General features: G+C 71.6%; 24 protein-coding genes and 1 riboswitch. Of the genes, 13 read left to right on the top strand and 11 right to left on the bottom strand.

Annotation, left to right across the window (positions count from 1 at the left end):
* Positions 1-9: 9 nt before the first annotated feature.
* On the bottom strand, positions 10-156 hold the full coding sequence (locus ACFWYM_RS26225) for a hypothetical protein (RefSeq protein ID WP_384842004.1): 147 nt from the start codon (positions 154-156) through the stop codon (positions 10-12).
* Between the two features lie 144 nt (positions 157-300).
* Between ACFWYM_RS26225 and ACFWYM_RS26220 the strand changes: the two genes are divergently transcribed.
* The 4 genes from ACFWYM_RS26220 (at position 301) to ACFWYM_RS26205 (ending at position 4287) form a co-directional block, all read left to right on the top strand.
* On the top strand, positions 301-723 hold the full coding sequence (locus ACFWYM_RS26220; protein WP_384842001.1) for a hypothetical protein: 423 nt from the start codon (positions 301-303) through the stop codon (positions 721-723).
* A gap of 68 nt (positions 724-791) precedes the next feature.
* The gene (locus ACFWYM_RS26215) at positions 792-1964 is read left to right on the top strand and encodes a tyrosine-type recombinase/integrase (protein ID WP_384841998.1); all 1173 of its coding nucleotides are present in this window, start codon (positions 792-794) and stop codon (positions 1962-1964) included.
* Between the two features lie 72 nt (positions 1965-2036).
* Positions 2037-2651, top strand: coding sequence for a DUF4126 domain-containing protein (locus ACFWYM_RS26210; protein WP_384841995.1), 615 nt, complete (start codon positions 2037-2039; stop codon positions 2649-2651).
* Between the two features lie 136 nt (positions 2652-2787).
* Positions 2788-4287, top strand: coding sequence for a phytoene desaturase family protein (locus ACFWYM_RS26205; protein ID WP_384841992.1), 1500 nt, complete (start codon positions 2788-2790; stop codon positions 4285-4287).
* A gap of 75 nt (positions 4288-4362) precedes the next feature.
* Here the strand turns inward: ACFWYM_RS26205 and ACFWYM_RS26200 are convergent, their stop codons facing one another.
* From ACFWYM_RS26200 to ACFWYM_RS26180, 5 genes are all read right to left on the bottom strand, one after another.
* The gene (locus tag ACFWYM_RS26200) at positions 4363-5226 is read right to left on the bottom strand and encodes a hypothetical protein (RefSeq protein WP_384841990.1); all 864 of its coding nucleotides are present in this window, start codon (positions 5224-5226) and stop codon (positions 4363-4365) included.
* 49 nt (positions 5227-5275) lie between these two features.
* Positions 5276-6196, bottom strand: coding sequence for a methylenetetrahydrofolate reductase [NAD(P)H] (gene metF, locus ACFWYM_RS26195; RefSeq protein WP_384841987.1), 921 nt, complete (start codon positions 6194-6196; stop codon positions 5276-5278).
* Between the two features lie 151 nt (positions 6197-6347).
* Entirely contained in the window at positions 6348-7007 is a 660-nt protein-coding gene (gene thiE, locus ACFWYM_RS26190) for a thiamine phosphate synthase (protein WP_384841984.1), read from the bottom strand.
* 100 nt (positions 7008-7107) lie between these two features.
* Positions 7108-7473, bottom strand: a complete 366-nt coding sequence (locus ACFWYM_RS26185) for an Rv2175c family DNA-binding protein (protein ID WP_289951915.1) — start codon at positions 7471-7473, stop codon at positions 7108-7110.
* A gap of 210 nt (positions 7474-7683) precedes the next feature.
* Positions 7684-8919, bottom strand: coding sequence for an NAD(P)/FAD-dependent oxidoreductase (locus ACFWYM_RS26180; RefSeq protein ID WP_384841980.1), 1236 nt, complete (start codon positions 8917-8919; stop codon positions 7684-7686).
* Between the two features lie 98 nt (positions 8920-9017).
* A riboswitch (TPP riboswitch) is annotated at positions 9018-9131 on the top strand.
* Here ACFWYM_RS26180 and thiO point away from each other — a divergent pair.
* The 6 genes from thiO (at position 9129) to ACFWYM_RS26150 (ending at position 15225) form a co-directional block, all read left to right on the top strand.
* Positions 9129-10367: a glycine oxidase ThiO gene (thiO, locus tag ACFWYM_RS26175; protein ID WP_384841977.1), complete on the top strand. Its 1239-nt coding sequence runs from the start codon at positions 9129-9131 to the stop codon at positions 10365-10367. Its footprint overlaps the riboswitch before it by 3 nt.
* 17 nt (positions 10368-10384) lie before the next feature.
* A complete protein-coding gene (gene thiS, locus ACFWYM_RS26170) occupies positions 10385-10585 on the top strand; it encodes a sulfur carrier protein ThiS (RefSeq protein WP_384842277.1) in 201 nt (66 codons plus the stop codon).
* 6 nt (positions 10586-10591) lie between these two features.
* Positions 10592-11386 carry a thiazole synthase gene (locus ACFWYM_RS26165; RefSeq protein ID WP_384841975.1) on the top strand — a complete coding sequence of 265 codons (795 nt, stop codon included), beginning with the start codon at positions 10592-10594 and terminating at the stop codon, positions 11384-11386.
* 166 nt (positions 11387-11552) lie between these two features.
* Positions 11553-13514, top strand: coding sequence for a Stk1 family PASTA domain-containing Ser/Thr kinase (gene pknB / locus ACFWYM_RS26160; RefSeq protein ID WP_384841972.1), 1962 nt, complete (start codon positions 11553-11555; stop codon positions 13512-13514).
* Between the two features lie 168 nt (positions 13515-13682).
* Positions 13683-14543, top strand: coding sequence for a deoxyribonuclease IV (locus tag ACFWYM_RS26155; RefSeq protein ID WP_384842274.1), 861 nt, complete (start codon positions 13683-13685; stop codon positions 14541-14543).
* Between the two features lie 97 nt (positions 14544-14640).
* On the top strand, positions 14641-15225 hold the full coding sequence (locus ACFWYM_RS26150; protein WP_384841970.1) for a DUF4396 domain-containing protein: 585 nt from the start codon (positions 14641-14643) through the stop codon (positions 15223-15225).
* A gap of 54 nt (positions 15226-15279) precedes the next feature.
* Here ACFWYM_RS26150 and ACFWYM_RS26145 read toward each other — a convergent pair whose 3' ends face one another.
* Positions 15280-15912 (bottom strand): sulfite oxidase-like oxidoreductase, encoded by a 633-nt coding sequence (locus ACFWYM_RS26145; RefSeq protein ID WP_384841967.1) that lies wholly within the window; start codon positions 15910-15912, stop codon positions 15280-15282.
* 173 nt (positions 15913-16085) lie between these two features.
* On the opposite strand from ACFWYM_RS26145, the gene bfr reads away from it, so the two are divergent.
* Positions 16086-16565, top strand: coding sequence for a bacterioferritin (bfr, locus tag ACFWYM_RS26140; protein ID WP_384841964.1), 480 nt, complete (start codon positions 16086-16088; stop codon positions 16563-16565).
* Positions 16566-16591: 26 nt separating this feature from the next.
* Here the strand turns inward: bfr and ACFWYM_RS26135 are convergent, their stop codons facing one another.
* The 3 genes from ACFWYM_RS26135 to ACFWYM_RS26125 form a co-directional block, all read right to left on the bottom strand.
* Positions 16592-16858 carry a bacterioferritin-associated ferredoxin gene (locus ACFWYM_RS26135; RefSeq protein WP_384841962.1) on the bottom strand — a complete coding sequence of 89 codons (267 nt, stop codon included), beginning with the start codon at positions 16856-16858 and terminating at the stop codon, positions 16592-16594.
* Positions 16859-17019: 161 nt separating this feature from the next.
* Complete coding sequence (locus ACFWYM_RS26130) at positions 17020-18372, bottom strand: class II 3-deoxy-7-phosphoheptulonate synthase (protein WP_384841959.1); 1353 nt, start codon at positions 18370-18372, stop codon at positions 17020-17022.
* 61 nt (positions 18373-18433) lie between these two features.
* Positions 18434-19378 (bottom strand): SRPBCC family protein, encoded by a 945-nt coding sequence (locus ACFWYM_RS26125; protein ID WP_384841956.1) that lies wholly within the window; start codon positions 19376-19378, stop codon positions 18434-18436.
* Positions 19379-19429: 51 nt separating this feature from the next.
* Between ACFWYM_RS26125 and ACFWYM_RS26120 the strand changes: the two genes are divergently transcribed.
* Both ACFWYM_RS26120 and ACFWYM_RS26115 read left to right on the top strand, forming a co-directional pair.
* The gene (locus tag ACFWYM_RS26120; RefSeq protein WP_384841953.1) at positions 19430-20065 is read left to right on the top strand and encodes a TetR/AcrR family transcriptional regulator; all 636 of its coding nucleotides are present in this window, start codon (positions 19430-19432) and stop codon (positions 20063-20065) included.
* Between the two features lie 199 nt (positions 20066-20264).
* Positions 20265-22214 carry an anthranilate synthase family protein gene (locus ACFWYM_RS26115; RefSeq protein WP_384841950.1) on the top strand — a complete coding sequence of 650 codons (1950 nt, stop codon included), beginning with the start codon at positions 20265-20267 and terminating at the stop codon, positions 22212-22214.
* Here ACFWYM_RS26115 and ACFWYM_RS26110 read toward each other — a convergent pair.
* On the bottom strand, positions 22154-23161 hold the full coding sequence (locus tag ACFWYM_RS26110) for a 2-hydroxyacid dehydrogenase (protein WP_384841947.1): 1008 nt from the start codon (positions 23159-23161) through the stop codon (positions 22154-22156). The genes ACFWYM_RS26115 and ACFWYM_RS26110 overlap by 61 nt on opposite strands.
* Positions 23162-23331: the final 170 nt, after the last annotated feature.

Genomic DNA, 23331 nt, shown 5'->3' with positions numbered 1-23331 from the left:
CTTCGCGTCCTAGAGGCCAACCCCGGTGGCTTCACGAACGACCTTGATCGCCTGAATCTTGCGACCGTTGTTCAGATGGTCCATGAGGTCGTAGATCTGCCCGGAAGTGGCTACGTCGGCGAACTTCGCGGCGGTGTCCTGGATCTTGTTCATCATCTGTCTCGCTCTCCTTCTGCTGTCGAGGGTGGGCCGGTCCGTTCCGGCCTACTTCGGTGTGGCCTCTCGTTATCAGTAGACCACTGTCGAGGTAGCTCGTCAAGCTACCTCGGTAAGGGTGCTGGACATGGTAGCCTTGTGGGCATGGAAGAGACGACGCAGGTAATCGACGGTTGGACCGTCCGCCTCGTATGGGGGCAGGGCTTCTATCCCGTGGCGATCCACATCACGGATGCGACCGGCAAGGCAGGGCAGGGCGGCATCACGTCGACCGTGCTCCGCGAGATCGATCTACTCCACCCGATGTTGCAGAAGCCGGACGGCAACCTCGCGCAAAAGGAACTGTGGGAGCACGTGGCCAAACTCCGGGAGTTCCCCCAGGGGCGCGGCAGCGTCACAGACGAGTACCTGCGGGCACTCGCAGGCGCCTACCGAGCATGCGGCGAAGCGTTCGTTCGCGAGCCGGTCAAGCTCCTGGCCGACAAGCTCGGCCGGAACCGCACCACCCTGCAAAGCCACCTCACCCGCGCAAGAAAGCTCGGGTACCTCGACAGCCACGACAAGTAGGAGTCAGCGCGTCCCTGCCGGACGCGAACGCTCGGGGGGAACCGAGCACAGAAGGACACGCACCACCCATGGCAACACTCATACGCAAGTGCAAGTCCCGACAGGAGGACCCCTGCACCAACAACCGCTGCAAGCACCCGTGGACCGTCCGGTACCGCGAGCCAGGCGGACGCTCCGGACGTCAGCGGGAGAAGTCGTTCCCGACGCAGACCGCAGCGAACAACTTCAAAGCACAGGTAGAGCACGACGTACGGGCGCACACCTACGTCGACCCCGACAAGGGCAAGATCACCGTTCGGGCCTACTGGGAGGAATGGACCGGCCGCAGGCACGTCAAGGACACAACGGCCTATCGCAACGACAAGAGTTTTGAGCGGCACATCGTGCCCGCGATCGGCCGTAGGTCGTTGGTCGGTGTCACGGCCGCTGACCTTGAACGCATCTCCGCCACCATGAAGGCCGGTGGCCTGTCCGTGGCAACGTTCTGGTCTGTCGGCAAGCCCCTGCGTGCCATGTTCCGGCAGGCAGTCACGGACAAGCGCATCATCTCGTCCCCGTTCACCGGGGCCGTGCTCCCGAAGCTGCCGAACAAGGCAGTGGACGAGACGGAGCTACCCACCTTCGAGGACGTCGCCCGGATCGCGCGGGGCATGAAGCCAGAGTTCTCCGTCGGCATCTGGCTCATGGCCGGGTGCGGTCTCCGCATCGGTGAGGCCATGGCCGTACGGGAGTCTGACTTCCGTGTCGTCGCCGGTACGCGCGTGCTGCGGGTCCGTCGGCAGGTCCAGAAGGTCAAGGGAACGGACGGGAAGCTCAAGACTGCCCTGTGCCCGCTCAAGCACCGGGAAGAGGGCGAGTGGCGAGACGTGCCCGTGCCGTCGATGGTGTGGGATCACGTCCAGTGGCACGCGAAGCGGTTCGGCACCCGCGATGACGGGACACTGTTCCGCACCAAGGCCGGAGACCTGGTCACCCCGGACTGGTACCGAGAGGACTGGTACAAGGCCGTTCCTCGGGTCGGCACCGGGCCGACTCTGGCGAGCACTGCCAAGTGGACGCCTCACGACCTGCGGCACTACTTCGCGTCGACCTGTCTTTTGAACGGTCTTCCGATCCTGTCCGTGTCCCGGTGGCTCGGTCATGGCAGCATCACGGAGACGGCCGACACGTACGGCCATCTGACGCCGGATGCACTCGATACGGCGGTATCGGTGCTCGATGGTGTGCTGACTGCGGCATGATCAGAAGCATGGTGCTGACTTGTGCTGACTCCCGCACCCTTCTGACCCACGTTTCCGCAGGTCGGTGACCCTGTGAGTGTTCTCCCCCTGGTCTTCACCAGCGGCTGGGCGAGCGGGATCAACGCGTACGCGGTGATCCTGCTGCTCGGCGTCTTCGGCGCGACCGGGGTCTCCGACGAGGTGCCCGAGGCCCTGCAGCGGCCCGATGTGCTGATCGCCGCCGGGATGCTCTTCGCGTGCGAGGCCGTCGCCGACAAGATCCCTTACGTGGACTCGGTGTGGGACGCGGCCCACACGGTGATCCGGCCGGTGTCGGGCGCCGTGGTGGGCGCGCTGCTCGCGGGGCAGAGCGGCTCGCTCTCGGACCTCGCCGCGGGCGCCGTGGGCGGCTCGACGGCGCTGGCCAGCCATGCGGTCAAGGCCGGGACGCGGATGGCGGTCAACACCTCGCCGGAGCCGTTCAGCAACTTCGTGCTGAGCACCGCCGAGGACCTCGGGGTCGGCGGCATCGTCAGCTTCGCGATGTTCCACCCGGAGGCCGCGGCGATCATCGCGGGCGTTCTGCTGCTCCTCGGGCTCCTGCTGCTGGTCTTCCTGGTGTCACGGATCCGGCGGTTCCTGCGGCGCCGGGCGCAGCGGCGCGAGGAGAAGCGGCTCGCGGCGGGCGTGGGACGGCCACCGGACTGACCGGCCCGGCGGACCGGGCGCGGCGACCGGCTGAGAGCCGCGACCGGCTCGGAGCGTGGACTGCCCGGGAGCCTGGGCCGCCCGGAGCCCGGACCGCCCGGCGGGGCTGTCAGTGGGGGCCGATACAGTCCCTGACATGGCACGGATTGTGGTGATCGGCTCCGGGATGGGCGCGATGGCGGCCGCGGCCCGGCTGGCCGTCGCGGGCCACCGGGTGGTGGTGCACGAGCGCGCGGAGACGTTCGGCGGGGCGGTCGGCCGCGTCGAGCGCGCCGGGTTCCGCTTCGACACGGGCCCCGCCCTGCTCCAACTCCCCGCGGTCTACCGCGACTTGTTCGTGAAGACGGGCAAGGAGCCCCTGGAGAAGTGCGTCGAGCTGACCCAGGTGGAGCCCGCCGTGCGCCACGTCTTCGGGGACGGCACGGCCGTCGACCTGCCGAATGCCTCCCGGGCGGGCGTGAGCGACGCACTCGACGCGGCCCTCGGAGCGGGCGCGGGCGCCCTCTGGTCGGCGTTCATGAACCGCGCGCGTGAGGCATGGGACCGCACCCGCCGCCCCCTCCTGGAGGAGCCCCTCTGGCCGAACTGGCAGGTGCTGGCCGACCGCGAGCCCTACCCCTCGGTCCCCCAGAAGCGGCTGCTGCGCCGCGAGCGACGGGCCGCCACGCTGGGCGAGATCGCCGAGTGGGAGCTGGGCGGGGACAGCCGCCTGCGCGCCCTCCTCGAGCAGTACGCGCTCGCGTACGGCCTCGATCCGCACGCGACTCCGGCGAGCGCCGCCGTCCTGCCGTACATGGAGCAGACCTTCGGCGCCTGGGCCGTGCGCGGTGGCACCCGTGCTCTCGCCGAGGCCGTGTACGAGCGCTGTCTGGCCCGGCGGGTGGAGTTCGCGTTCGGCTCCCCGGTCACCCGGATCGTGGAGAAGGACGGCCGCGCGGCGGGCGTCGAGCTCGCGGACTCCCGGTTCGTGGAGGCGGACTTCGTCGTCGCCGGAGTCGCCCCCGGCGTGCTCGCCGGGCTGCTGCCCGGGACCGATGTACGGCCGGAGGGTGAGGTGCCCGCCCAGCGCCCGCGCACCAGCCGCCTCTCCGTCCTGCTCGCCCTGCGCGGCCCCCGCCCCGAGGACACCCCGCAGCGGGCGGTGCTCCACACCACCGACCGCGAGGGCGAGTTGGACCAGCTGTTCGGCCAGCGGCCGGCGGTCCCCGTGGAACCCACGGTCGAGGTGCTGCGCCCGGAGGACCCGACGCGCACACCGGACGCGAACCACGAAGCGGTGACGCTCACGGCCACGGTGCCCGCGGGCGCCCCGGTCACGGAGGCCGACGCGGACCGGCTCGTCGCGCGCGCGGAGGCCGTGCTTCCCGGTCTGCGCGAGCGGCTGCTGTGGCGCGAGGTGCGCACGCCCGCCGACGTCGAGGCGGCCACCGGCGCCGAGGGTGGCGCGATCCCTGCCCCGGCGCTCGCCGCGGCGGGCGGCCGACTGCTCCACCCGGCCAACGGCACGCGCGTGCGAGGGCTCTACGCGGTCGGTGGCTGGGCGCACCCGGGCGGCGGGCTTCCGCACGCGGGCATGTCGGGCACGCTGGTCGCCGGGCTGATCGTGGAGGGGCCGGAGTTCCGCGGCTCGCAGTGAGGGCTGGCGGGCGGAGCCCGAGGCGGCCGGGCCAGTACCGGTACCGGGCAGTACCCGTACTGCTCGCTTACCGGGTCAGTACCGGTACTGCTCGTTGTAGCCCACGTCGTGAGCGTTGCTGCCGTACGGCGTCCCGTGCCCGTCCGTCCCCGTGCCGTTCTGGTACGGGTAGGGCTGCTCCGGCGGGAGTTCGCCGCCGTAGGTGTCCTCGCCGGTGCGCTGCTGGGGGACCCAGACGCCGCCGGGCGGGGTCTCGCTGTAGCCCGCTCCCCCGTAGCCGTCGCCGTAGGGGGCGTACTGCTGCTGGTCGCCGTAGGTGTCGAAGGACGGCTGGGCGCTGTAGCCCTGCGTCCCGATGTAGGGGTCGGAGTAGGCGGCGTACTGCTGCTGACCCGGCGCGTCATAGCCGAACTGCTGCTGGTCATAACCCGCGTACGGGTCCTCGTAGCCGTTGCCGTAGGCGCCGACCGGGGCGGCCGGGGCCGAGTACGAGGCGTCGGCGTAGACGCCGTACTGGCCGGTGTCGTCGGGCATCGGCTGCGGTTCGAAGACGGTGTTCGGGTCGTGGGCCGGGGGGCCCTCCGGGAGGGGCGGCGTCTCGTACTCGAGATCGGAGACCTCGAGCGTCGGGTCCGCCGTCGGTGCGCCGCGGCCACCCTGCCGGCGCCGCTTGCTGAGGCCGGGGGCGCCGCCGAGGGCCCAGCCCGTGGAGAAGCCACGGCGGAACGACAGCGTCACGTACGTCTGTCCGGTCGCGAACGCGATCGCGCCGATCGCGATGACCACCACCGACGGCATCAGCACACCGATGACCACGCCGAGGAAGCCGACGAAGGCGAGCAGCCGCCACCGAAGGCGCGCCTTGTACTGCAGCAGCACCTCACCCAGCAGCCACAGCGCGACGAATCCGAACGCGATGTAGAGGACCGTCCAGCCCATGTACGCCCCTCTCCCCTACGGCCGCCGCCCCGTGCGTGGATACGGCCGGTCAGGCCCGCTGGTGGTGCAGGCCCAGGTTCTCGTAGATTTCCAGCGTCGCCGTGGAGTTGTTGAGCGTGATGAAGTGCAGCCCCGGCACACCCTCGGCCAGCAGCCGCGCGCAGAACTCCGTCGCGAACTCGATGCCAATGGAGCGTACAGCGGCCGGATCGTCTTTGGCTGTGAGGATGCGCTCTTTCAGCTCGGGCGGGAACGACGCGTTGCTGAGCTGCGGCAGTCGTTCGAGCTGGCGCACGTTGGTCACCGGCATCAGTTCCGGGATGATCGGGGTGTCACAGCCCGCGGCCGCCACCCGGTCGCGCAGGCGCAGATATTCCTCGGGGTGGAAGAACATCTGCGTGATCGCGTAGTCCGCGCCGGCCCGGCACTTGTCGACGAAGTGCCGCACGTCGGTGTCCCAGTCGGCCGACCGCGGGTGCATGGCCGGGAAGGCCGCGACGCCGACGCAGAAGTCGCCGGATTCCTTGATCAGTTCGACGAGTTCGGCCGCGTACGTGAGTCCCTGGGGGTGCGCGACCCACTCGCCCATCGGGTCGCCCGGCGGGTCTCCGCGCACGGCGAGCATGTTCCGGATCCCCGCATCGGCGTACTGGCCGATGATGTTGCGCAGCTCGGCGACCGAGTGTTCGACGGCGGTGATGTGGGCGACCGGCGTGAGCGTCGTGTCGGCGACGATCTGCTGGGTCTCCTTGACGGTGCCCGCGCGCGTGGAGCCACCGGCCCCGTAGGTGACGGAGACGAAGTCGGGCGTGACGGCCTCGACCCGGCGCAGCGCGTTCCACAGGTTGCGCTCGCCCTTGGGGGTTTTCGGCGCGGAGAACTCGAACGAGTACGTCGCGTTGCCGGTCGCGAGCATGTCCCGCACGGTGCGGGCGCGATCAGTCCAGGTGGAAGCGGTGCCAAAGGCCATACCGGCAGGTTACTGACAGATTCCGGCCGCCCCTAATCCCCGTCCACCTTGCGGACAGGAGTACGAGCCTTCCCGGCCAGCACGTTCAGGGTCCGTTCAGTTCGGGCGGGGGGGGACAGGCGGCGGCAACCGCGCGTGGGTCCGGTCGCGCTCAGAGCTCGCGCAGGCGCTTCGCGAACTCCGCGGCCGCGGCACCCGGGTCGTCCGCCTCCGTGATGGCGCGCACCACGACGACGCGGCGGGCGCCCGCTTCGACGACCTCGTCCAGGTTGCCCGCGTCGATGCCGCCGATCGCGAACCAGGGGCGGTCCGTGCCCAGGGACGCCGTGTAGCGGACCAGGTCGAGCCCCGGGGCGTGCCGCCCCGGCTTGGTGGGCGTCGGCCAGCAGGGGCCGGTGCAGAAGTAGTCCACGCCCTCCTGGACGGCGGCCGCGGCGGCCTCGGACTCGGCGTGCGTGGAGCGGCCGACGAGGACGTCGTCGCTGGTGGCGCCGAGGATGGCGCGGGCCGCGGGGACGGGCAGGTCGCCCTGGCCCAGGTGCAGCACGTCGGCGCCGATCGCGTGGGCGACGTCCGCGCGGTCGTTCACCGCGAGGAGCTTGCCGTGGCGGCGGGCGGCGTCCGCGAAGACCTGGAGGTGCTCCAGCTCCTCGGCGGCCTCCATGCCCTTGTCGCGCAGCTGCACGATGTCGACGCCGCCCGCCAGGACGGCATCCAGGAACTCGGGGAGGTCGCCCTGGCGCTTGCGCGCGTCCACGCACAGGTAGAGCCGGGCGTCGGCGAGCCGTGCGGCCGCGGGCTTGGTGGCCATGAAGAGGTCCCCCCGTTGTCGGTGTCCGTGTCAGTGGCGCACGGGCCGTCTTCCACGCGGAAGCGCGGCCCGTACGCCGGGCGGTGTGTTCAGGTTCGGATCAAACGGCGAGCGCCTGAGCGCGGCGCTTCACCTCCGTGCCGCGATTCTCGCTCAGGGCCTGCGCGGGGGTGCCGGGCAGGGTCGGGTCGGGGGTGAAGAGCCACTCCAGGGCCTCTTCGTCGGTGAAACCGTCGTCCCGCAGGAGCGTCAGAGTGCCGACGAGGCCCTTGACGACCTTGTCGCCGTCGATGAAGGCGGCCGGCACCTGGAGCGTGCGGTTCTCTCCACGGCGTACGGCGATCAGCTGGCCCTCCTTGACCAGCTGCCGCACGCGCGTCACCTCGACGTCGAGCATCTCCGCGATGTCGGGGAGGTGGAGCCAGGCGGGGACGAGAGCATCGGTCTTTGCGTCAATCTCGGTCACGGATCAAGCGTGCCATCTCCTGGCGGAGGGCGGAACCGGGGATGGGGCAGCCGGACATTTCGGGTGCCCCATCCTCGGGGTGAGGGGACTCGTTCGGGCCTTCGGCCCGTCCCTAGGGGGTGCCGCCCAGGGTTCGTTTCCTGCCGCCTGGGCGGTGGGGGTTGCTCGCGCAGTCCCCCGCGCCCCTGTAGGGCGCCCTTCAGATCACGGCTAGAGCACGGCCTTCTTCAGCGGCACCGACGGGTCCGCCGTCAGGGATCGGTCCAGGCGGGCCGCCTGTTCGATCAGCTTTCTGCCCTGGGCCAGGTCCCGGGGGCGGCCCACCGTGAGCACGGCCGCCAGCGTGCCCTCGCGGAGCCAGCAGACCGTCCAGGCCAGGCCCGTCGGGTCGCCGCGCCAGATCAGTTCGTCGGCGGTGGCGTGGTGGCCCGCGTACTGGACGAAGCGGCCGAACTGCTCGGACCAGAAGTACGGCACCGGGTCGTACGCCGCCGGGGTCTCTCCGATGATGTTGGCCGCCACCGTGCGCGGGCCCTGGAGGGCGTTGTCCCAGTGGTGGACGAGGAGGCGCTCTCCGTAGCGGCCCGACGGGAAGGACGCGCAGTCGCCGACCGCGTAGACGTCGGGCTCCGAGGTGCGCAGGTGGTCGTCGGTGACGATCTCGCGGTGGGTGCCGAGCGCGATGCCGGAGTCGGCGAGCCAGTCCGTGGCGGGGCGGGCGCCGATGCCGACGACGACGGCGCCCGCGGGCAGCCGGGTCCCGTCGTCGAGGATCACGGCGCCCTCCTCGACGCGCTCCACGCGCGCGTGGGTGCGCAGCACCGCTCCGGAGGCCGCGTACCAGTCGGCCATGGGCGCCGCGACCTCGGCGGGCAGCGCCCCGGCGAGCGGCCGGTCCGCGGCCTCGACGACGGTGACCGCACAGCCCGCCTCGCGCGCGGCGGTGGCGAACTCGGCGCCGATCCAGCCCGCCCCGACGACCACGATGTCGTGCTGCTCGGCGAGGACCGGACGCAACCGCTCCGCGTCGTCGAGGGTGCGCAGCAGATGGACGCCGGGGACCGCGGCGGCGTGCGGCAGCTGGATGGGTTCGGCGCCGGTGGCGATGACGAGGACGTCGTACGGGACCGGGCCCGCCGCCGTGTCCAGCTCATGGTCCGCGGGACGCACCCCGGTGACCGTGCGGCCGAGGCTCACCTCGATCCCGAGGGCCTCGAAGTCGACGTCGAAGGCCGAGCCCTCGGCCTTGCCGAGCAGCACCGCCTTGGACAGCGGCGGCCGGTCGTACGGCTGGTGGGGCTCCGCCCCGATCAGCGTGACCGCACCGGCGAATCCTTGTTCGCGCAGGGCCACGGCGGTCTGCACACCGGCCATGCCCGCGCCTACGACGACGACCCTCTGCTGCTCGCTCACCCGATCACTGTAGGACGGCCGCCGACGCCGCATTCAGAGCCGGGGAACGAGATCTCTGACACACCGTCACTGTCCGCCGTCGACCGGCTCCCCTTACTGCCGTCGGGGCCGACGGGCTAGGGTGGCCCGTGCAGAGCACTCGCGGGAGCCCGGGCGCAACGGGCTGAGAGGGAGGCTGAAGCGGCCTCCGACCGTACGAACCTGATCCGGGTCATGCCGGCGAAGGGAGGGGCTGGACGCCCATGCATTCACGTACGACACCGCGTACGGCGGAGGTCAGCGGACCGCCGCGTACGACAGCGGACGTCCTCGTCGTCGGGGGCGGCATCATCGGTCTGGTCACGGCCTGGCGGGCGGCGCAGCGCGGGCTCGCCACCGCCGTCGTGGACCCGGCGCCGGGCGGCGGCGCGGCGCAGGTCGCGGCGGGCATGCTGGCCGCGGTCACCGAACTCCACTACGGCGAGCAGACGCTGCTCGGCCTCAACGTCGCCTCCGCCGAGCGCTATCCGGCCTTCGCCGCGGAGCTCACGGAGGCGACCGGGCAGGACCTCGGCTACCGCGCCTGCGGCACCCTCGCCGTCGCGCTCGACGCCGACGACCGCGCCCATCTGCGCGAACTCCACGCCCTGCAGCGCCAGTCGGGGCTCACCTCGGAGTGGCTGACCGGCCGCGAGTGCCGCCGCCTGGAACCGATGCTCGCGCCGGGTGTGCGCGGCGGACTCCGGGTCGACGGCGACCACCAGGTGGACCCGCGCCGACTGGCCGCCGCGCTGCTGGTGGCCTGTGAGCGGGCGGGGGTCGTCTTCCACCGCGACTGGGCCGAGCGCCTGTCGGTCGTGGGGAGCCGGGCGACCGGTGTGGTGCTCGCGGACGGCACCGAGCTGAGCGGGGGCGTCACCGTGCTCGCCGCGGGCAGCCTCAGCGGGCGGCTCGCGGGCGTCCCCGAGGGGGTCCTGCCGCCGGTGCGGCCGGTGAAGGGGCAGGTGCTGAGGCTCACGGTGCCGCGCAGCCACGCGCCGTTCCTGAGCCGCACCGTGCGCGCCGTCGTCCGCGGCAGCCACGTCTACCTGGTGCCGCGCGAGAACGGCGAGCTGGTCGTCGGCGCCACCAGCGAGGAGCTGGGCTGGGACACGACCGTCACCGCGGGCGGCGTCTACGAACTGCTGCGGGACGCCCATGAGCTGGTGCCCGGCATCACGGAGCTGCCGCTCACCGAGACGCGCGCGGGGCTGCGGCCCGGCTCCCCGGACAATGCCCCGCTGCTCGGCCCGACGGCCCTGGACGGTCTGCACCTGGCCACCGGCCACTACCGCAACGGCGTGCTGCTCACGCCGATCACGGGCGACGTCATGGCGCATGCCCTGGAGACCGGTGAACTGCCCGCCGAGGCACGCCCGTTCACCCCGCGCCGCTTCGGCACCCTCTCCCCGGCCACCGCCACCGCCCCGGCCACCCCTCGCCTCTCGGAGCAACTCGCATGACCGTCTCCTCAGTGACCCTGACCGTCTCCGTCAACGGAGAGGCGCGCGACATCGCCGCGGGCACCACGCTCGACACCGTGGTCGCCGCCCTCTCCCCCGCACCGTCCGGCGTCGCCGCCGCCCTCAACGAAACCGTCGTCCCGCGCGCGGAGTGGCCCGCCACGGCCCTGGCGGACGGCGACCGCATCGAGATCCTCACCGCCGTGCAGGGAGGCTGACGCACCATGGCAGACGACCCCTTCGTCATTGGCGGACTCTCCCTCGGCTCGCGCCTGATCATGGGTACGGGCGGTGCGCCCAGCCTCGACGTCCTGGAGCGCTCCCTCGTGGCGTCCGGCACGGAGCTGACGACCGTCGCCATGCGGCGCCTGGACCCGGGCGTGCAGGGCTCGGTGCTCTCCGTCCTGGACCGGCTCGGCATCCGCGTGCTGCCCAACACCGCGGGCTGTTTCACCGCGGGCGAGGCCGTCCTGACCGCCCGCCTCGCGCGCGAGGCCCTCGGCACTGACCTGATCAAGCTGGAGGTCATCGCTGACGAACGCACCCTGCTGCCCGACCCGGTCGAGCTCCTGGACGCGGCGGAGACCCTGGTCGACGACGGCTTCACGGTCCTCCCGTACACCAATGACGACCCCGTGCTCGCGCGCAAGCTCCAGGACGTGGGGTGCGCGGCGATCATGCCGCTCGGCTCCCCCATCGGCTCCGGACTCGGCATCCGCAACCCGCACAACTTCCAGCTGATCGTGGAGCACGCGCGCGTGCCGGTGATCCTGGACGCGGGTGCGGGCACGGCGTCGGACGCGACGCTCGCCATGGAGCTGGGGTGCGCGGGCGTGATGCTGGCGTCCGCGGTGACCCGGGCCCAGGAACCCGTACTCATGGCGGAGGCGATGCGGCACGGGGTGGAGGCGGGGCGGCTCGCGTACCGGGCCGGGCGGATCCCGCGGCGGCACTTCGCCGAGGCGTCGTCGCCGAGCGAGGGCATGGCCCGGCTCGACCCGGAGCGACCGGCGTTCTGACTCGACCCGGAGCGACCGGCGTTCTCCCGCCCCGGAGCGACCGGCGTTCTGAGGCGCGCGGCGGCCCGCCCGCGCCCCCTCGCAACCGTTACAGCTCGGCTGCAGTCCGGCCCCGAGGGGGCCCGGGCGGGGAACGGTGTCCGAGGTGGCTCGTAGACTCCCCTGCGTGGACACGACCCTTCAGGACCCCCTCGTCGGGCAGGTGCTCGACGGCCGGTACCGCATCGACGGACGGATCGCGGTCGGCGGGATGGCCACGGTCTACCGGGCCGTGGACACCCGCCTCGACCGCGAGCTCGCGCTCAAGGTGATGCACCCCTCGCTCGCCTCGGACGCCTCGTTCGTCGAGCGCTTCATCCGCGAGGCCAAGTCGGTGGCCCGGCTCTCGCACCCCAATGTGGTCGGGGTCTTCGACCAGGGCACGGACGGCGCGTACGTGTATCTGGCCATGGAGTACATCGCCGGGTGCACCCTGCGCGACGTGCTGCGCGAGCGCCAGGCGCTGCAGCCGCGCGCCGCCCTCGACATCCTGGAGCCGGTGCTCGCCGCGCTCGGCGCCGCGCACCGCGCCGGTTTCGTGCACCGCGACATGAAGCCGGAGAACGTCCTCATAGGGGACGACGGCCGCGTCAAGGTCGCCGACTTCGGTCTCGTACGGGCGGTGGACACCGTCACGAACACCACGGGCACCGTCCTCGGCACCGTCTCCTACCTCGCCCCCGAGCAGATCGAGTACGGCACCGCGGACACCCGGGTCGACGTCTACGCGTGCGGGGTCGTCCTCTACGAGATGCTGACCGGCGCCAAGCCGCACTCCGGCGACTCCCCCGCCCAGGTCCTCTACCAGCACCTGAACGAGGACGTGCCGCCCCCGTCCGCCGCCGTCCCCGGGCTCGCCTTCGAGCTCGACGAACTCGTCGCGTCCGCCACCGCGCGCACGCCCGACGTCCGCCCGTACGACGCGGTGGCGCTGCTCGCCCAGGTCCGCGCGGCCCGGGCGGCGCTGACCGACGCGCAGCTGGACGCCGTGCCGCCGCAGGCGATCGAGACGGAGCACGACGGCGCCGAGGACCGCACGACCGTGATCCCGCGCGCGGCCCGCTCCGTCCAGCTGCCGCTGCCCACGGAGCCGCCCGGGGCGCCCGGCTCCGGCGAGGAGGAGCTCAACCGCACCAGCGTGCTGCGCACCCCACCGCCCGGCCCGCCCGAGGCCCCCGGCCCCCGTCGCGGCCGGCGTCCCGCCCCGCGCCCGCGCGTCCTCGTCGTGATAGCCGCCGTGCTGCTCGCACTCGGCATCGGCGTGGGCGTCTGGTACATCAACTCCGGCCAGTTCACCAAGGTCCCGCCGGTCCTGGCGAAGACCGAGTCCGAGGCGAAGAAGCGGCTCTCGGAGGCCGGGCTCGACGTGGGGAGCGTCAAGCGGGCCTACAGCGACACCGACAAGCGGGGCACGGTGATGGCCAGCGACCCCAAGGCGGGCGCGCGCATCCGTGACAACGGCAAGGTGAATCTGACCGTCTCGCTCGGTCCCGAGACGGTGAAGGTCCCCGAGCTCAAGAACAAGCCGCTGGCCGACGCGAAGGCGAAGCTGGCGGACGTGGGGCTCGGCGCGGGCATGGTCACCAAGGCGTTCAGCGAGGAGATCCCGCAGGGCTCCGTGATCAGCTCGGACCCGGACGCCGGACAGACCCGCAGGGCGGGCACGGCGGTGCGTCTCGTCGTCAGCAAGGGCAGCCCCATCGAGGTCCCGGACGTGACGGGCGAGTCCGAGGCGGACGCGCGGGCCGACCTGGAGGAGGCCGGGCTCGACGTCGTGATCGCCCCGACGAGGATCAACTCCGAGGAGGACAAGGGCGCCGTCGCCAGGCAGTCCCCGGAGGAGGGCAAGGAGCTCGCCAAGGGCGACAAGGTCACGCTGACGCTCTCCAAGGGCCCGGAGATGATCGAGGTCCCGGACGTCGAGGGCATGAAGGTCGACGAGGCCAAGGACAAGCTGGAGGGCGCGGGCTTCGACGTGGACGAGGACCGGGGGCTGCTCGGCCTCTTCGGCGACACCGTGAAGGACCAGTCGGTGGACGCCGGCGAGACGGCGCCCAAGGGCTCGACGATCACGATCAAGATCAGGTAGTACGGGCCGACCAGGTCGGACGGTACGGGCTTGGCCAGACCGAGCAGTTCGGGCCCGGCGGACCAAGCAGTTCGGGCCCGGCGGACCGGGCGGTGAGGGGCACTCGAAAGGGTGCCCCTCACCCATGCCACCCTTGAGCCCGTGAGCAGCGACAAGTCCCCCAACTCCATGCCCCGCAACCCCGTCGGCGGCCATGTCCCCGTGGCCGGCGGGCTCGCCTCCGTCGGCCTCTCGTACGCCCGTGAGCTCGGTGCCGAGACCGTCCAGGTCTTCGTCGCCAACCCGCGCGGCTGGGCGACCCCGCCCGGGAACCCGAAGCAGGACGAGGAGTTCCGCGCCGCCTGTGCCGCCGAGCGGATCCCCGCGTATGTGCACGCGCCGTACCTCATCAACTTCGGCTCGCACACCGAGGCGACGGTCGAGAAGTCCGTGGAGTCCCTGCGCCACTCGCTGCGCCGGGGCCGGGAGATCGGGGCGCTCGGCGTCGTCGTGCACACCGGCTCGGCGACCGGCGGCCGGGAGCGGGCCACCGCCCTGGCCCAGGTGCGCGAGCGCATGCTGCCGCTCCTGGACGAGCTGACCCACGACGACGACCCGTACCTCCTGCTGGAGTCGACCGCGGGCCAGGGCTCCTCGCTCTGCTCGCGGACCTGGGACTTCGGGCCGTACTTCGAGGCCCTGGACGCGCATCCGAAGCTCGGGGTCTGCCTCGACACCTGCCACATCTTCGCGGCGGGCCACGATCTGACCGGCCCCGACGGCATGCGCCAGACCCTCGACCTGCTGGTGGAGACGGTCGGCCCGGGCCGGCTGAAGCTGGTGCACGCCAATGACTCCAAGGACGTGGTCGGCGCCCACAAGGACCGCCACGAGAACATCGGCACCGGCCACATCGGGGCCGGCCCCTTCCGCGAGCTGATGGCCCACCCCGCCACCGAGGGCGTGCCGCTGGTCATCGAGACGCCCGGCGGCAAGGACGGGCACGCGGCGGACGTGGCACGTCTGAAGGACCTGAGGGGACCCGCCTGAGTCGGCGCCGGGCTCTCGAAAGCCCTTGAGGAATACCCCTAGGGGGTATACGGTTCTTGTCATCGGCAGGAACCGCTATCCGACGTTGGGGGCTCTCATGCAGCACGACACTCACTCCGAGCACGCGCACCACGCTCACCACGAGGGGCATGACGGCCACACGGGCCACACTCACCACGAGGGACACACCCACGAGGGGCACAAGGGGCACGAAGGCCACGCACACAGCGGACACGGAGCCGGCAAGGTCAGCTGGCGCATGGCCGCGCAGGCCACCCTCCACTGCCTCACGGGGTGCGCCATCGGTGAGGTCCTCGGCATGATCATCGGCACCGCCCTGGGCTGGGGGAACATGCCGACGATGGTCCTGGCCATCGTGCTGGCCTTCTTCTTCGGCTACTCGCTCACCCTGCGCGGCGTCCTCAAGGCGGGCGTCGACTTCAGGACCGCGTTCCGGGTGGCGCTCGCCGCGGACACCCTGTCGATCGCGGTCATGGAGATCATCGACAACGGAGTGATCGCGCTGTGGCCGAACGCCATGGACGCGCACCTCGACGACCTGCTGTTCTGGGGCGCCCTGGCCGCCTCACTGGTGATCGCCTTCTTCCTCACCACACCGGTCAACAAGTGGATGATCGGCCGCGGCAAGGGCCACGCGGTGGTCCACCAGTACCACCACTGAGCACAGCCCCCTACGGGGAGAGCGAACACATCCCCGTACGGGGACATCAGGAACTCAGAGCTCGGGGCCGTCCCCGGGCTCTTCCTGGTACGAGTAGCGCTGCTCCCGCCAGGGGTCGCCGATGTTGTGGTAGCCGCGCTCCTCCCAGAAGCCGCGGCGGTCGGCCGTCATGTACTCGATGCCGCGGACCCACTTGGGGCCCTTCCAGGCGTACAGGTGCGGGACGACGAGACGGAGCGGGAAGCCATGCTCGGCGGTGAGGAGTTCACCGCCCTTGTGGGTGGCGAAGATGGTGCGCTCGGAGTCGAAGTCGGACATCCGCAGGTTCGAGCTGAAGCCGTACTCGGCCCAGACCATCACGTGCGTCACGTTCGCCGCGGGCGGGGCGAGCTCCAGGAGGGCGCGGGCGGGGACGCCGCCCCACTCGGCGCCGAGCATGCTGAACTTGGTGACACAGTGCAGATCGGCGACGACCGTGGCGTGCGGGAGGGCCGCGAACTCCTCGTGCGTCCAGCAGTGCTTCTCGCCGTCGGCCGTCGCACCGAAGACCCTGAACTCCCAGCGCTCGGGGCGGAACTTCGGCACCGGGCCGTAGTGCGTGACCGGCCAGCCGCGCTGCAGTCGCTGTCCCGGCGGAAGGTCCTGCTCCACTGCTCTCCGAGATTCACGATCCACCGGCTGACCCATGTCTCCATCGTGACAGACCCCGGGCAGTGGTCGTGACCACGAGGCCCGCGCACCAAAGAGATCAATAAGATTCGGGCAACTCCTACTAAGCGTGCACTTACTGGACGGCTTCCGAAGGGCGGTGCGAGGATGCGCGGAACCTGCCAGTCAACCGCTTGGAAGGAGCCTCTGCGATGCAGGGCGACCCCGAGGTCATCGAGTTTCTCAACGAGCAGCTGACCGCCGAACTGACGGCGATCAATCAGTACTTTCTCCACGCGAAGATGCAGGAAAACTTCGGCTGGACGAAGCTCGCCAAATTCACCCGGTCCGAGTCGATCGACGAGATGAAGCACGCGGAGGTGCTGACCGACCGGATCCTCTTCCTCGACGGCCTGCCCAACTATCAGCGGCTCTTCCATGTGCGGGTCGGCCAGACCGTCACCGAGATGTTCCAGGCGGACCGGCAGATCGAGGTGGAGGCGATCGACCGCCTCAAGCGCGGGATCGAGGTGATGCGCGGCAAGGGCGACATCACGTCGGCGAACATCTTCGAGTCGATCCTCGAGGACGAGGAGCACCACATCGACTATCTCGACACCCAGCTCGAACTGGTCGAGAAGCTCGGCGAGGCGCTCTACATCGCGCAGCTCATCGAGCAGCCGGAGAGCTAGCAGCCGGAGAGCCAGCAGTCGGTGAGCTAGGCGGCGTCCGGCAGCCGGGCGGCCTCGGCGAGCTCGGCCTCCGGGGCCAGCGCGACGACCGGCTCGCCCTGGTCGAGCAGCTCCCTGCGGGGGCAGGCGCCCCGGCCGAGCAGCGCCTGGATGCGTCGTACGCACGAACCGCAGTCCGTGCCCGCCTTGCAGGCCGACGCTATCTGGCGGGGGGTGCAGGCACCGTCCTCCGCGTGCTTCTTCACCTGCGCCTCGGTGACACCAAAGCAGTTGCAGACGAACACGCGGTTCACCTCCCCGTCGGGATTGATAGGTCAGGCCGTCCCGACTAATCGGTGAGGCTAACCTAACCTTACCCGGCACCCCCGGGACGCAAAAGCCCCGGATACGCCGGTGGGGCGCGGATCACATGGATCCGCGCCCCACCTGTGCGTATGGCCCCCGCATATGGCCCCTACTGGTCCCGGTACATCTCCGACACCAGGAACGCCAGGTCGAGGGACTGGCTGCGGTTCAGGCGCGGGTCGCAGGCCGTCTCGTAGCGCTGGTGCAGGTCGTCGACGAAGATCTCGTCGCCGCCGCCCACGCACTCGGTGACGTCGTCACCGGTGAGCTCGACGTGGATGCCGCCGGGGTGCGTGCCGAGGCCCTTGTGGACCTCGAAGAAGCCCTTGACCTCGTCGAGCACGTCGTCGAAGCGGCGGGTCTTGTGGCCCGAGGCCGCCTCGAAGGTGTTGCCGTGCATCGGGTCGGTGACCCAGGCGACGGTGGCACCGGAGGCGGTGACCTTCTCGACCAGCTCGGGCAGCTTGTCGCGGACCTTGTCCGCGCCCATGCGCACGATGAAGGTGAGACGGCCCGGCTCGCGGTCCGGGTCGAGGCGCTCGATGTACTGCAGGGCGTCCTCGGCCGTCGTCGTCGGGCCGAGCTTGATGCCGATCGGGTTGCGGATCTTCGAGGCGAACTCGATGTGCGCGCCGTCCAGTTGACGGGTCCGCTCGCCGATCCAGACCATGTGCCCGGAGACGTCGTAGAGGTTGCCGGTGCGGGAGTCGACCCGGGTCAGCGCCGACTCGTAGTCGAGGAGCAGCGCCTCGTGCGAGGCGTAGAACTCGACGGTCTTGAACTCCTCGGGCTCGGTGCCGCAGGCCCGCATGAAGTTCAGGGCGTTGTCGATCTCGCGCGCGAGCTGCTCGTAGCGCTGGCCCGAGGGGGACGACTTCACGAAGTCCTGGTTCCAGGCGTGCACCTGGCGCAGGTCCGCGTAACCGCCGGTGCTGAAGGCGCGCACCAGGTTCAGCGTCGAGGCGGAGGCGTGGTACATCCGCTTCAGGCGCTCGGGGTCGGGGACGCGGGCCTTCTCGTTGAAGTCGAAGCCGTTGACCGAGTCGCCGCGGTACGTCGGCAGCGTCACGCCGTCGCGGGTCTCGGTGCCCTTGGAGCGCGGCTTCGAGTACTGGCCCGCGATGCGGCCGACCTTCACGACGGGCACCGAGGCCGCGTACGTGAGGACGGCGCCCATCTGGAGCAGGGTCTTCAGCTTGTTGCGGATGTGGTCGGCCGACACGGCGTCGAACGCCTCGGCGCAGTCGCCGCCCTGGAGCAGGAACGCCTCGCCCTTGGCGACGGAGGCCAGCCGGGCGCGCAGCTGATCGCACTCGCCCGCGAAGACGAGCGGCGGATACGACTCGAGCTCCGCGATGACTTCGCGCAGAGCCTCGGCATCGGGGTACTCGGGCTGCTGCGCCGCGGGCAGGTTTCGCCAGGTGTTGCCACTGGCTTCAGTGGTCTTAGCGGTAGCGGTCACCTCCACAACATTACGGGGCCGTATCCGCCGTCCAGACCACTGCTCACCAAATGAGACGGGCTCAACAGATCGTCGCGTGCCCCGCGGCCCGGGTCGCGGCGTCCGGGGCGGCCAGGGCGAGGGCCCGGTGCGTACGGCGGAGCATGGCCCGGGCCATGACGGGATGGGCCCGACGGACCACTCCCCAGTAGAGCCGCGCCCGCAGGCTCTCGGCGGCGACCGCGGTGCTGAGGGTGACGTATCCCTCGCGCCCCTCGCCTCCCTCGTGCCCCTCCCCTCCCGCCTCGCCGGCTTCGATCAGGATCGAGGCGCGTGCCGTCAGGCCCGCCGTGTTCACGTCCAGGAGCAGCTCCCCGCCCTCGTGGGCGAGCACAGGGAAGGCGTCCCGCAGGATGCCCGACCAGGCCGCGGGGTCACGCGGCTGGCCCGGCCACAGCGCCATGCGGTACGCGTCCCGGTAGCCGGGCCGGTCGACGGCGGCGGCGAGCAGGCGGGCGGCCCGCGGCGGCTCGACCGTCTCGGCGCGCGGCCAGAGCAGCCGGTTCAGCAGGCGCACCCAGGGGGACCAGCGGACCGCGCGCGCCGGGCCGTGCGCCGCCGCGCGCTCCACGTTGTCGAAGACCTCCTCGATCATCGTGTCGTGGATCGGCCGGATGCCCGTGGGCCACAGCAGCCGGTCCGTGCCGCGCCACCGGACCTCCAGCACATGCCGTACGCGGCAGCGGGCGCCGTCCAGCGGCTCGACCGTCAGCTCGTGGAAGCCTTCGCCCGGCGAGTCGAGGTCGAAGCGGACGCGGTGGCCCGGTTCGTACTCCGTCACCTCGTACCGGATCGGGCCGTGACCGCCCCGCGCGCCCACGCCGAGCGGGCGGTCGAACCGCATCGCGGCCCAGCCCGGGCTCGGCCAGAGCGGGTCGTCCGGGCCCGAGAGCCGGTCGAGCAGGGCCCCCACCTCGGCGGCCGGGGCCGCTATCTCGCGCTCATGGATGTTGCGCACCGTCCCCATCGGACACCTCCATACGCTGCCGTATGGTCGACCATACGGTACCGTACGGTCATGGTGCAACGGCAGTCGAAGGAGCCCGGCGAGAAGGCGACGAAGGCGGCGAAGGCCCAACAGGCCGCGAAGAAGCCCCGGTTGAGCGCTCGCGACTGGGCGGACGCGGCGCTCGACGCGATGCGCGAGGGCGGGCTCGCGGCGGTCGCGGTGGAGCCGCTCGCGACCCGGCTTGGGACGACGAAGGGCAGCTTCTACTGGCACTTCTCGGGCCGTGACGCCCTGATCGAGGCGGCGCTCGCCCGCTGGGCCGAGACCGAGACGGAGGCCGTGATCGCGGATCTGGCGGCCGAGCCCGACCCCGAGCGACGCCTTCGCCTGCTGTTCGCCATCGCCCTGGAGTCGGCCGCCGCCGAGCCCCTGGTGGTCTCCCTGCTCGCCACCGCCGACGACCCCCGCGTCGCCGCCGCCCTGCGCCGCGTGACGGAGCGGCGGATCGCATATGTCGCCGTTCTCTTCGGGGAGTTGGGCTTCACCGAGGACGAGGCGCGGCGCCGGGCGCTGCACGCGTACAGCGTCTACCTCGGGCACACCCAGCTCGCCCACGCGGTGCCCTCGGCACTGCCCTCGGGGGAGCCGCTCGCCGCCTACCTGGATTCCGTGCTCGACCCCCTGGTGCGGCGCGACGTCGGGTAGGGTCTCCCCCATGTCCGCACTCACGACGATCTCGACGTCGCACCAGAACTGGTGGTGGCCCGCTCTCCCGGCGGCCCACTGACTGCGCGTACCCAGACTTCGCGAAGGCCGCCCGAGGGGCGGCCTTCCGTGTTTTCCGCACCGCGGCCGTTCCTCTCCCCTCCCTCCAACGGGACTCCACGGGAAGGAACCGAACCCGATGCACCTGTCAGACCTCCTCACCGACGACCGCCCCATTGCCCACCCGTCTCCCGCCACCACCCTCAACCGACTGCTCTGCGAGCAGACGCCTTTTGCTCTGCTGCGCCGCCGCACCCCGGGCCGCGACCACGACACGGTGGAGGTGCTGATCGGCCCCGTGCACGCGTACGAGCGCCTCGCCGACCTCCCCGAGGGCCTCGCCCTCGTCCCCTTCCGGCAGATCAGGGAGCGCGGCTTCGGCGTGCGCGACGACGGCACCCCGCTGCTCGCCCTGACACCCGAGGAGACCCACGAACTCCCGCTCGCCGAGACCCTGTTGGCGCTTCCCTCCCATGACGTGCAGGTCACCGGCGGGGCCTTCGACGTGAGCGACGAGGAGTACGCGCAGACCGTCGGGCGGGTGCTGCGCGAGGAGATCGGGCGGGGCGAGGGCGCCAACTTCGTGATCCGGCGGACGTACGAGGGGGAGATCCTCGGCTTCGGCAGGGCGGACGCGCTCGCGCTGTTCCGGCGGCTCCTGGAGGGTGAGCGGGGCGCGTACTGGACGTATGTCGTGCACACCGGGGACCGCACCCTCGTCGGGGCCAGCCCCGAGGTGCACGTGCGCATGTCCGGCGGGACCGTCGTCATGAACCCCATCAGCGGGACCTACCGCTACCCGGCCGAGGGCCCCACCGCCGAGGGCCTGCTGGACTTCCTCGCGGACGGCAAGGAGATCGAGGAGCTCTCCATGGTCGTCGACGAGGAGCTCAAGATGATGTGCACGGTGGGCGACCGGGGCGGGGTCGTGATCGGCCCGCGGCTCAAGGAGATGGCCCATCTCGCCCACACCGAGTACGAGTTGCGCGGCAAGTCCTCGCTCGACGTGCGGGACGTGCTGCGCGAGACGATGTTCGCGGCGACCGTCACGGGCTCGCCGGTGCAGAACGCCTGCCGGGTGATCGAGCGGCACGAGTCCGGCGGCCGCGGCTACTACGCGGGGGCGCTCGCGCTCGTGGGGCGGGACGCGGGCGGCGCCCAGACCCTGGACTCGCCCATCCTGATCCGTACCGCCGACATCTCCCGCGAGGGGCGGCTGCGGGTGCCGGTCGGGGCGACCCTGGTGCGCGGCTCGGACCCGGCGGGCGAGGTGGCCGAGACGCACGCGAAGGCGGCCGGGGTGCTCGCCGCGCTCGGTGTGCGCCCCGGCCGGGCGCGCGAGGAGGCCGCTCGGCCCGCGCTCGCGGACGACCCCCGGGTGCGGGCGGCCCTCGACGGGCGGCGGGCCGGGCTCGCGCCGTTCTGGCTGCGGATGCAGGAGCCGGGCACGGAGCTGACCGGGCACGCCCTGGTGGTCGACGGCGAGGACACGTTCACCGCGATGCTCGGGCACGTGCTGCGCTCGGCGGGCCTGACGGTCTCCGTGCGGCGCTACGACGACCGGGGGCTCCACGAGGCGGTGCGCGCCCACGAGGGGCCGCTGGTCCTCGGCCCGGGCCCCGGCAACCCCGCGGACCTGACCGACCCGAAGATGCGGCTGCTGCGCGAGCTCACCGCCGAGGTCATCGCCGGCCACCGCCAGGGCGTGCTCGGGGTCTGCCTCGGGCATGAACTGCTCGCCGCGGAGCTGGGGTTGGAGATCGTGCGCAAGGACGTCCCGTACCAGGGCGCGCAGACCCGCATCGACTTCTTCGGGCGCCCGGAGACCGTCGGCTTCTACAACAGCTTCGTCGCCCACTGCGACGACGAGGCGGCGGCCGAGCTGGCCGCGCACGACATCGAGGTCAGCCGGGACGGGGCGACGGGAGAGGTGCACGCGCTGCGCGGCGGCGGCTTCGCGGGGGTGCAGTTCCATCCGGAGTCGGTGCTGTCGCTGCGCGGCGCGGCGGTGGTGCGGGAGCTGCTCGGTCAGCTCTCCGCGGGCGGCGCCGGGACCAGCACGTTCCCGCTGCGGCGGCCCGCCCGGTAGTCCTGGACGTTCTGCACCGTGGTCTCGATGATCTGCCCCACCGCGTCCACGGTGTAGTACGCCTGGTGCGAGGTGACCACCACGTTCGGGAAGGTGACCAGGCGGGCCAGGGTGTCGTCCTCGACCACCTCGAGGGACTTGTCGAGGAAGAAGAGCCCGGCCTCCGCCTCGTACACGTCGAGGCCCACGCCCGTGAAGCGGCCCGCGCGCAGCTCCGCGACGAGGGCCTCGGTGTCGACGAGGCCGCCGCGGCTGGAGTTCACCAGGATCGCGTCGTCCTTCATGGTGCGCAGGGCGGCGGCGTCGATGATGTGCTGGGTCGCCGGGAGCAGCGGGACGTGCAGGCTGATCAGGTCGGCCTCGGCGAACAGCTGGTCCTTCTCGACGTACTTCATGCCGAGCTCCACGCACGCGGGGTTCTGCGCGACGTCCCAGCCCAGCAGGTTCATGCCGAAGCCGTGCGCGATCCGGGTGAACGCCTCACCGATCTTGCCGGTGCCGAGCACGCCGACGGTGCGGCCGCGCATGTCCCGGCCCATCAGGCCGTCGAGGCGGAAGTCGAAGTCGCGGGTGCGGTTGGAGGCGCGCACGATGCGGCGGTTCACGGCCATCGCGAGGGTCCAGGCGAACTCGGCGACCGAGTAGGGCGAGTAGTACGAGACGCGGGCGACGGTGAGGCCGAGGCGCTCGGCGACCTGGAGGTCGATGTTGTTGAAGCCGGTGGAGCGCTGGGCGATCATCTGCGTGCCGCCGGCCGCGAGGGTCTGCAGGACCCGGTTGTTGAGGGTCGCATTGACGCTGGTGGAGATGATCTCGTAGCCCGCCGCGATGGGGGCGGTGTCCTCGTTGAGGAAGACATCGAGGCAGCGGACGTCGCACTCGCCCGCGAACGCCTTCTCGATCAGCGGCTTCTCGTCGGACTGCACGCCGAAGGCGAGGATCTCCACGGCTTCTCCCGTATCGCGAGCGTCTTGCCAGTGATTGACCGGATACGGGCGAATATACGGGGAGCGGGGGGGGGGGGCCCGGGGGGGGGGCCCCCCCCCCCCCCCCCCCGGGCGCCCCCACAAAAACCCCCCCCCCGCTACAACCCCCGGGCGGCCCGCGTAGAGCAAAG

Source organism: Streptomyces sp. NPDC059009 (genome assembly GCF_042740175.1).
In the GTDB taxonomy this organism is placed as follows: domain Bacteria; phylum Actinomycetota; class Actinomycetes; order Streptomycetales; family Streptomycetaceae; genus Streptomyces.
Note: the sequence above shows the minus strand (reverse complement) of the source record. Positions and strands in the feature narration are given on the sequence as shown.

Bases quoted from the DNA above. Each gene is read 5' to 3' on its own strand.
- ACFWYM_RS26150 (WP_384841970.1), top strand. From the start codon at position 14,641: ATGCAGCACGACACTCACTCCGAGCACGCGCACCACGCTCACCACGAG.
- ACFWYM_RS26165 (WP_384841975.1), top strand. From the start codon at position 10,592: ATGGCAGACGACCCCTTCGTCATTGGCGGACTCTCCCTCGGCTCGCGC.
- ACFWYM_RS26200 (WP_384841990.1), bottom strand. From the start codon at position 5,226: ATGGGCTGGACGGTCCTCTACATCGCGTTCGGATTCGTCGCGCTGTGG.
- thiO (WP_384841977.1), top strand. From the start codon at position 9,129: ATGCATTCACGTACGACACCGCGTACGGCGGAGGTCAGCGGACCGCCG.
- ACFWYM_RS26215 (WP_384841998.1), top strand. From the start codon at position 792: ATGGCAACACTCATACGCAAGTGCAAGTCCCGACAGGAGGACCCCTGC.
- bfr (WP_384841964.1), top strand. From the start codon at position 16,086: ATGCAGGGCGACCCCGAGGTCATCGAGTTTCTCAACGAGCAGCTGACC.
- ACFWYM_RS26220 (WP_384842001.1), top strand. From the start codon at position 301: ATGGAAGAGACGACGCAGGTAATCGACGGTTGGACCGTCCGCCTCGTA.
- ACFWYM_RS26125 (WP_384841956.1), bottom strand. From the start codon at position 19,378: ATGGGGACGGTGCGCAACATCCATGAGCGCGAGATAGCGGCCCCGGCC.
- thiE (WP_384841984.1), bottom strand. From the start codon at position 7,007: ATGGCCACCAAGCCCGCGGCCGCACGGCTCGCCGACGCCCGGCTCTAC.
- ACFWYM_RS26180 (WP_384841980.1), bottom strand. From the start codon at position 8,919: ATGCGGCGTCGGCGGCCGTCCTACAGTGATCGGGTGAGCGAGCAGCAG.
- ACFWYM_RS26145 (WP_384841967.1), bottom strand. From the start codon at position 15,912: ATGGGTCAGCCGGTGGATCGTGAATCTCGGAGAGCAGTGGAGCAGGAC.
- ACFWYM_RS26225 (WP_384842004.1), bottom strand. From the start codon at position 156: ATGATGAACAAGATCCAGGACACCGCCGCGAAGTTCGCCGACGTAGCC.
- ACFWYM_RS26115 (WP_384841950.1), top strand. From the start codon at position 20,265: ATGCACCTGTCAGACCTCCTCACCGACGACCGCCCCATTGCCCACCCG.
- metF (WP_384841987.1), bottom strand. From the start codon at position 6,196: ATGGCCTTTGGCACCGCTTCCACCTGGACTGATCGCGCCCGCACCGTG.
- ACFWYM_RS26120 (WP_384841953.1), top strand. From the start codon at position 19,430: ATGGTGCAACGGCAGTCGAAGGAGCCCGGCGAGAAGGCGACGAAGGCG.
- ACFWYM_RS26205 (WP_384841992.1), top strand. From the start codon at position 2,788: ATGGCACGGATTGTGGTGATCGGCTCCGGGATGGGCGCGATGGCGGCC.
- ACFWYM_RS26155 (WP_384842274.1), top strand. From the start codon at position 13,683: ATGCCCCGCAACCCCGTCGGCGGCCATGTCCCCGTGGCCGGCGGGCTC.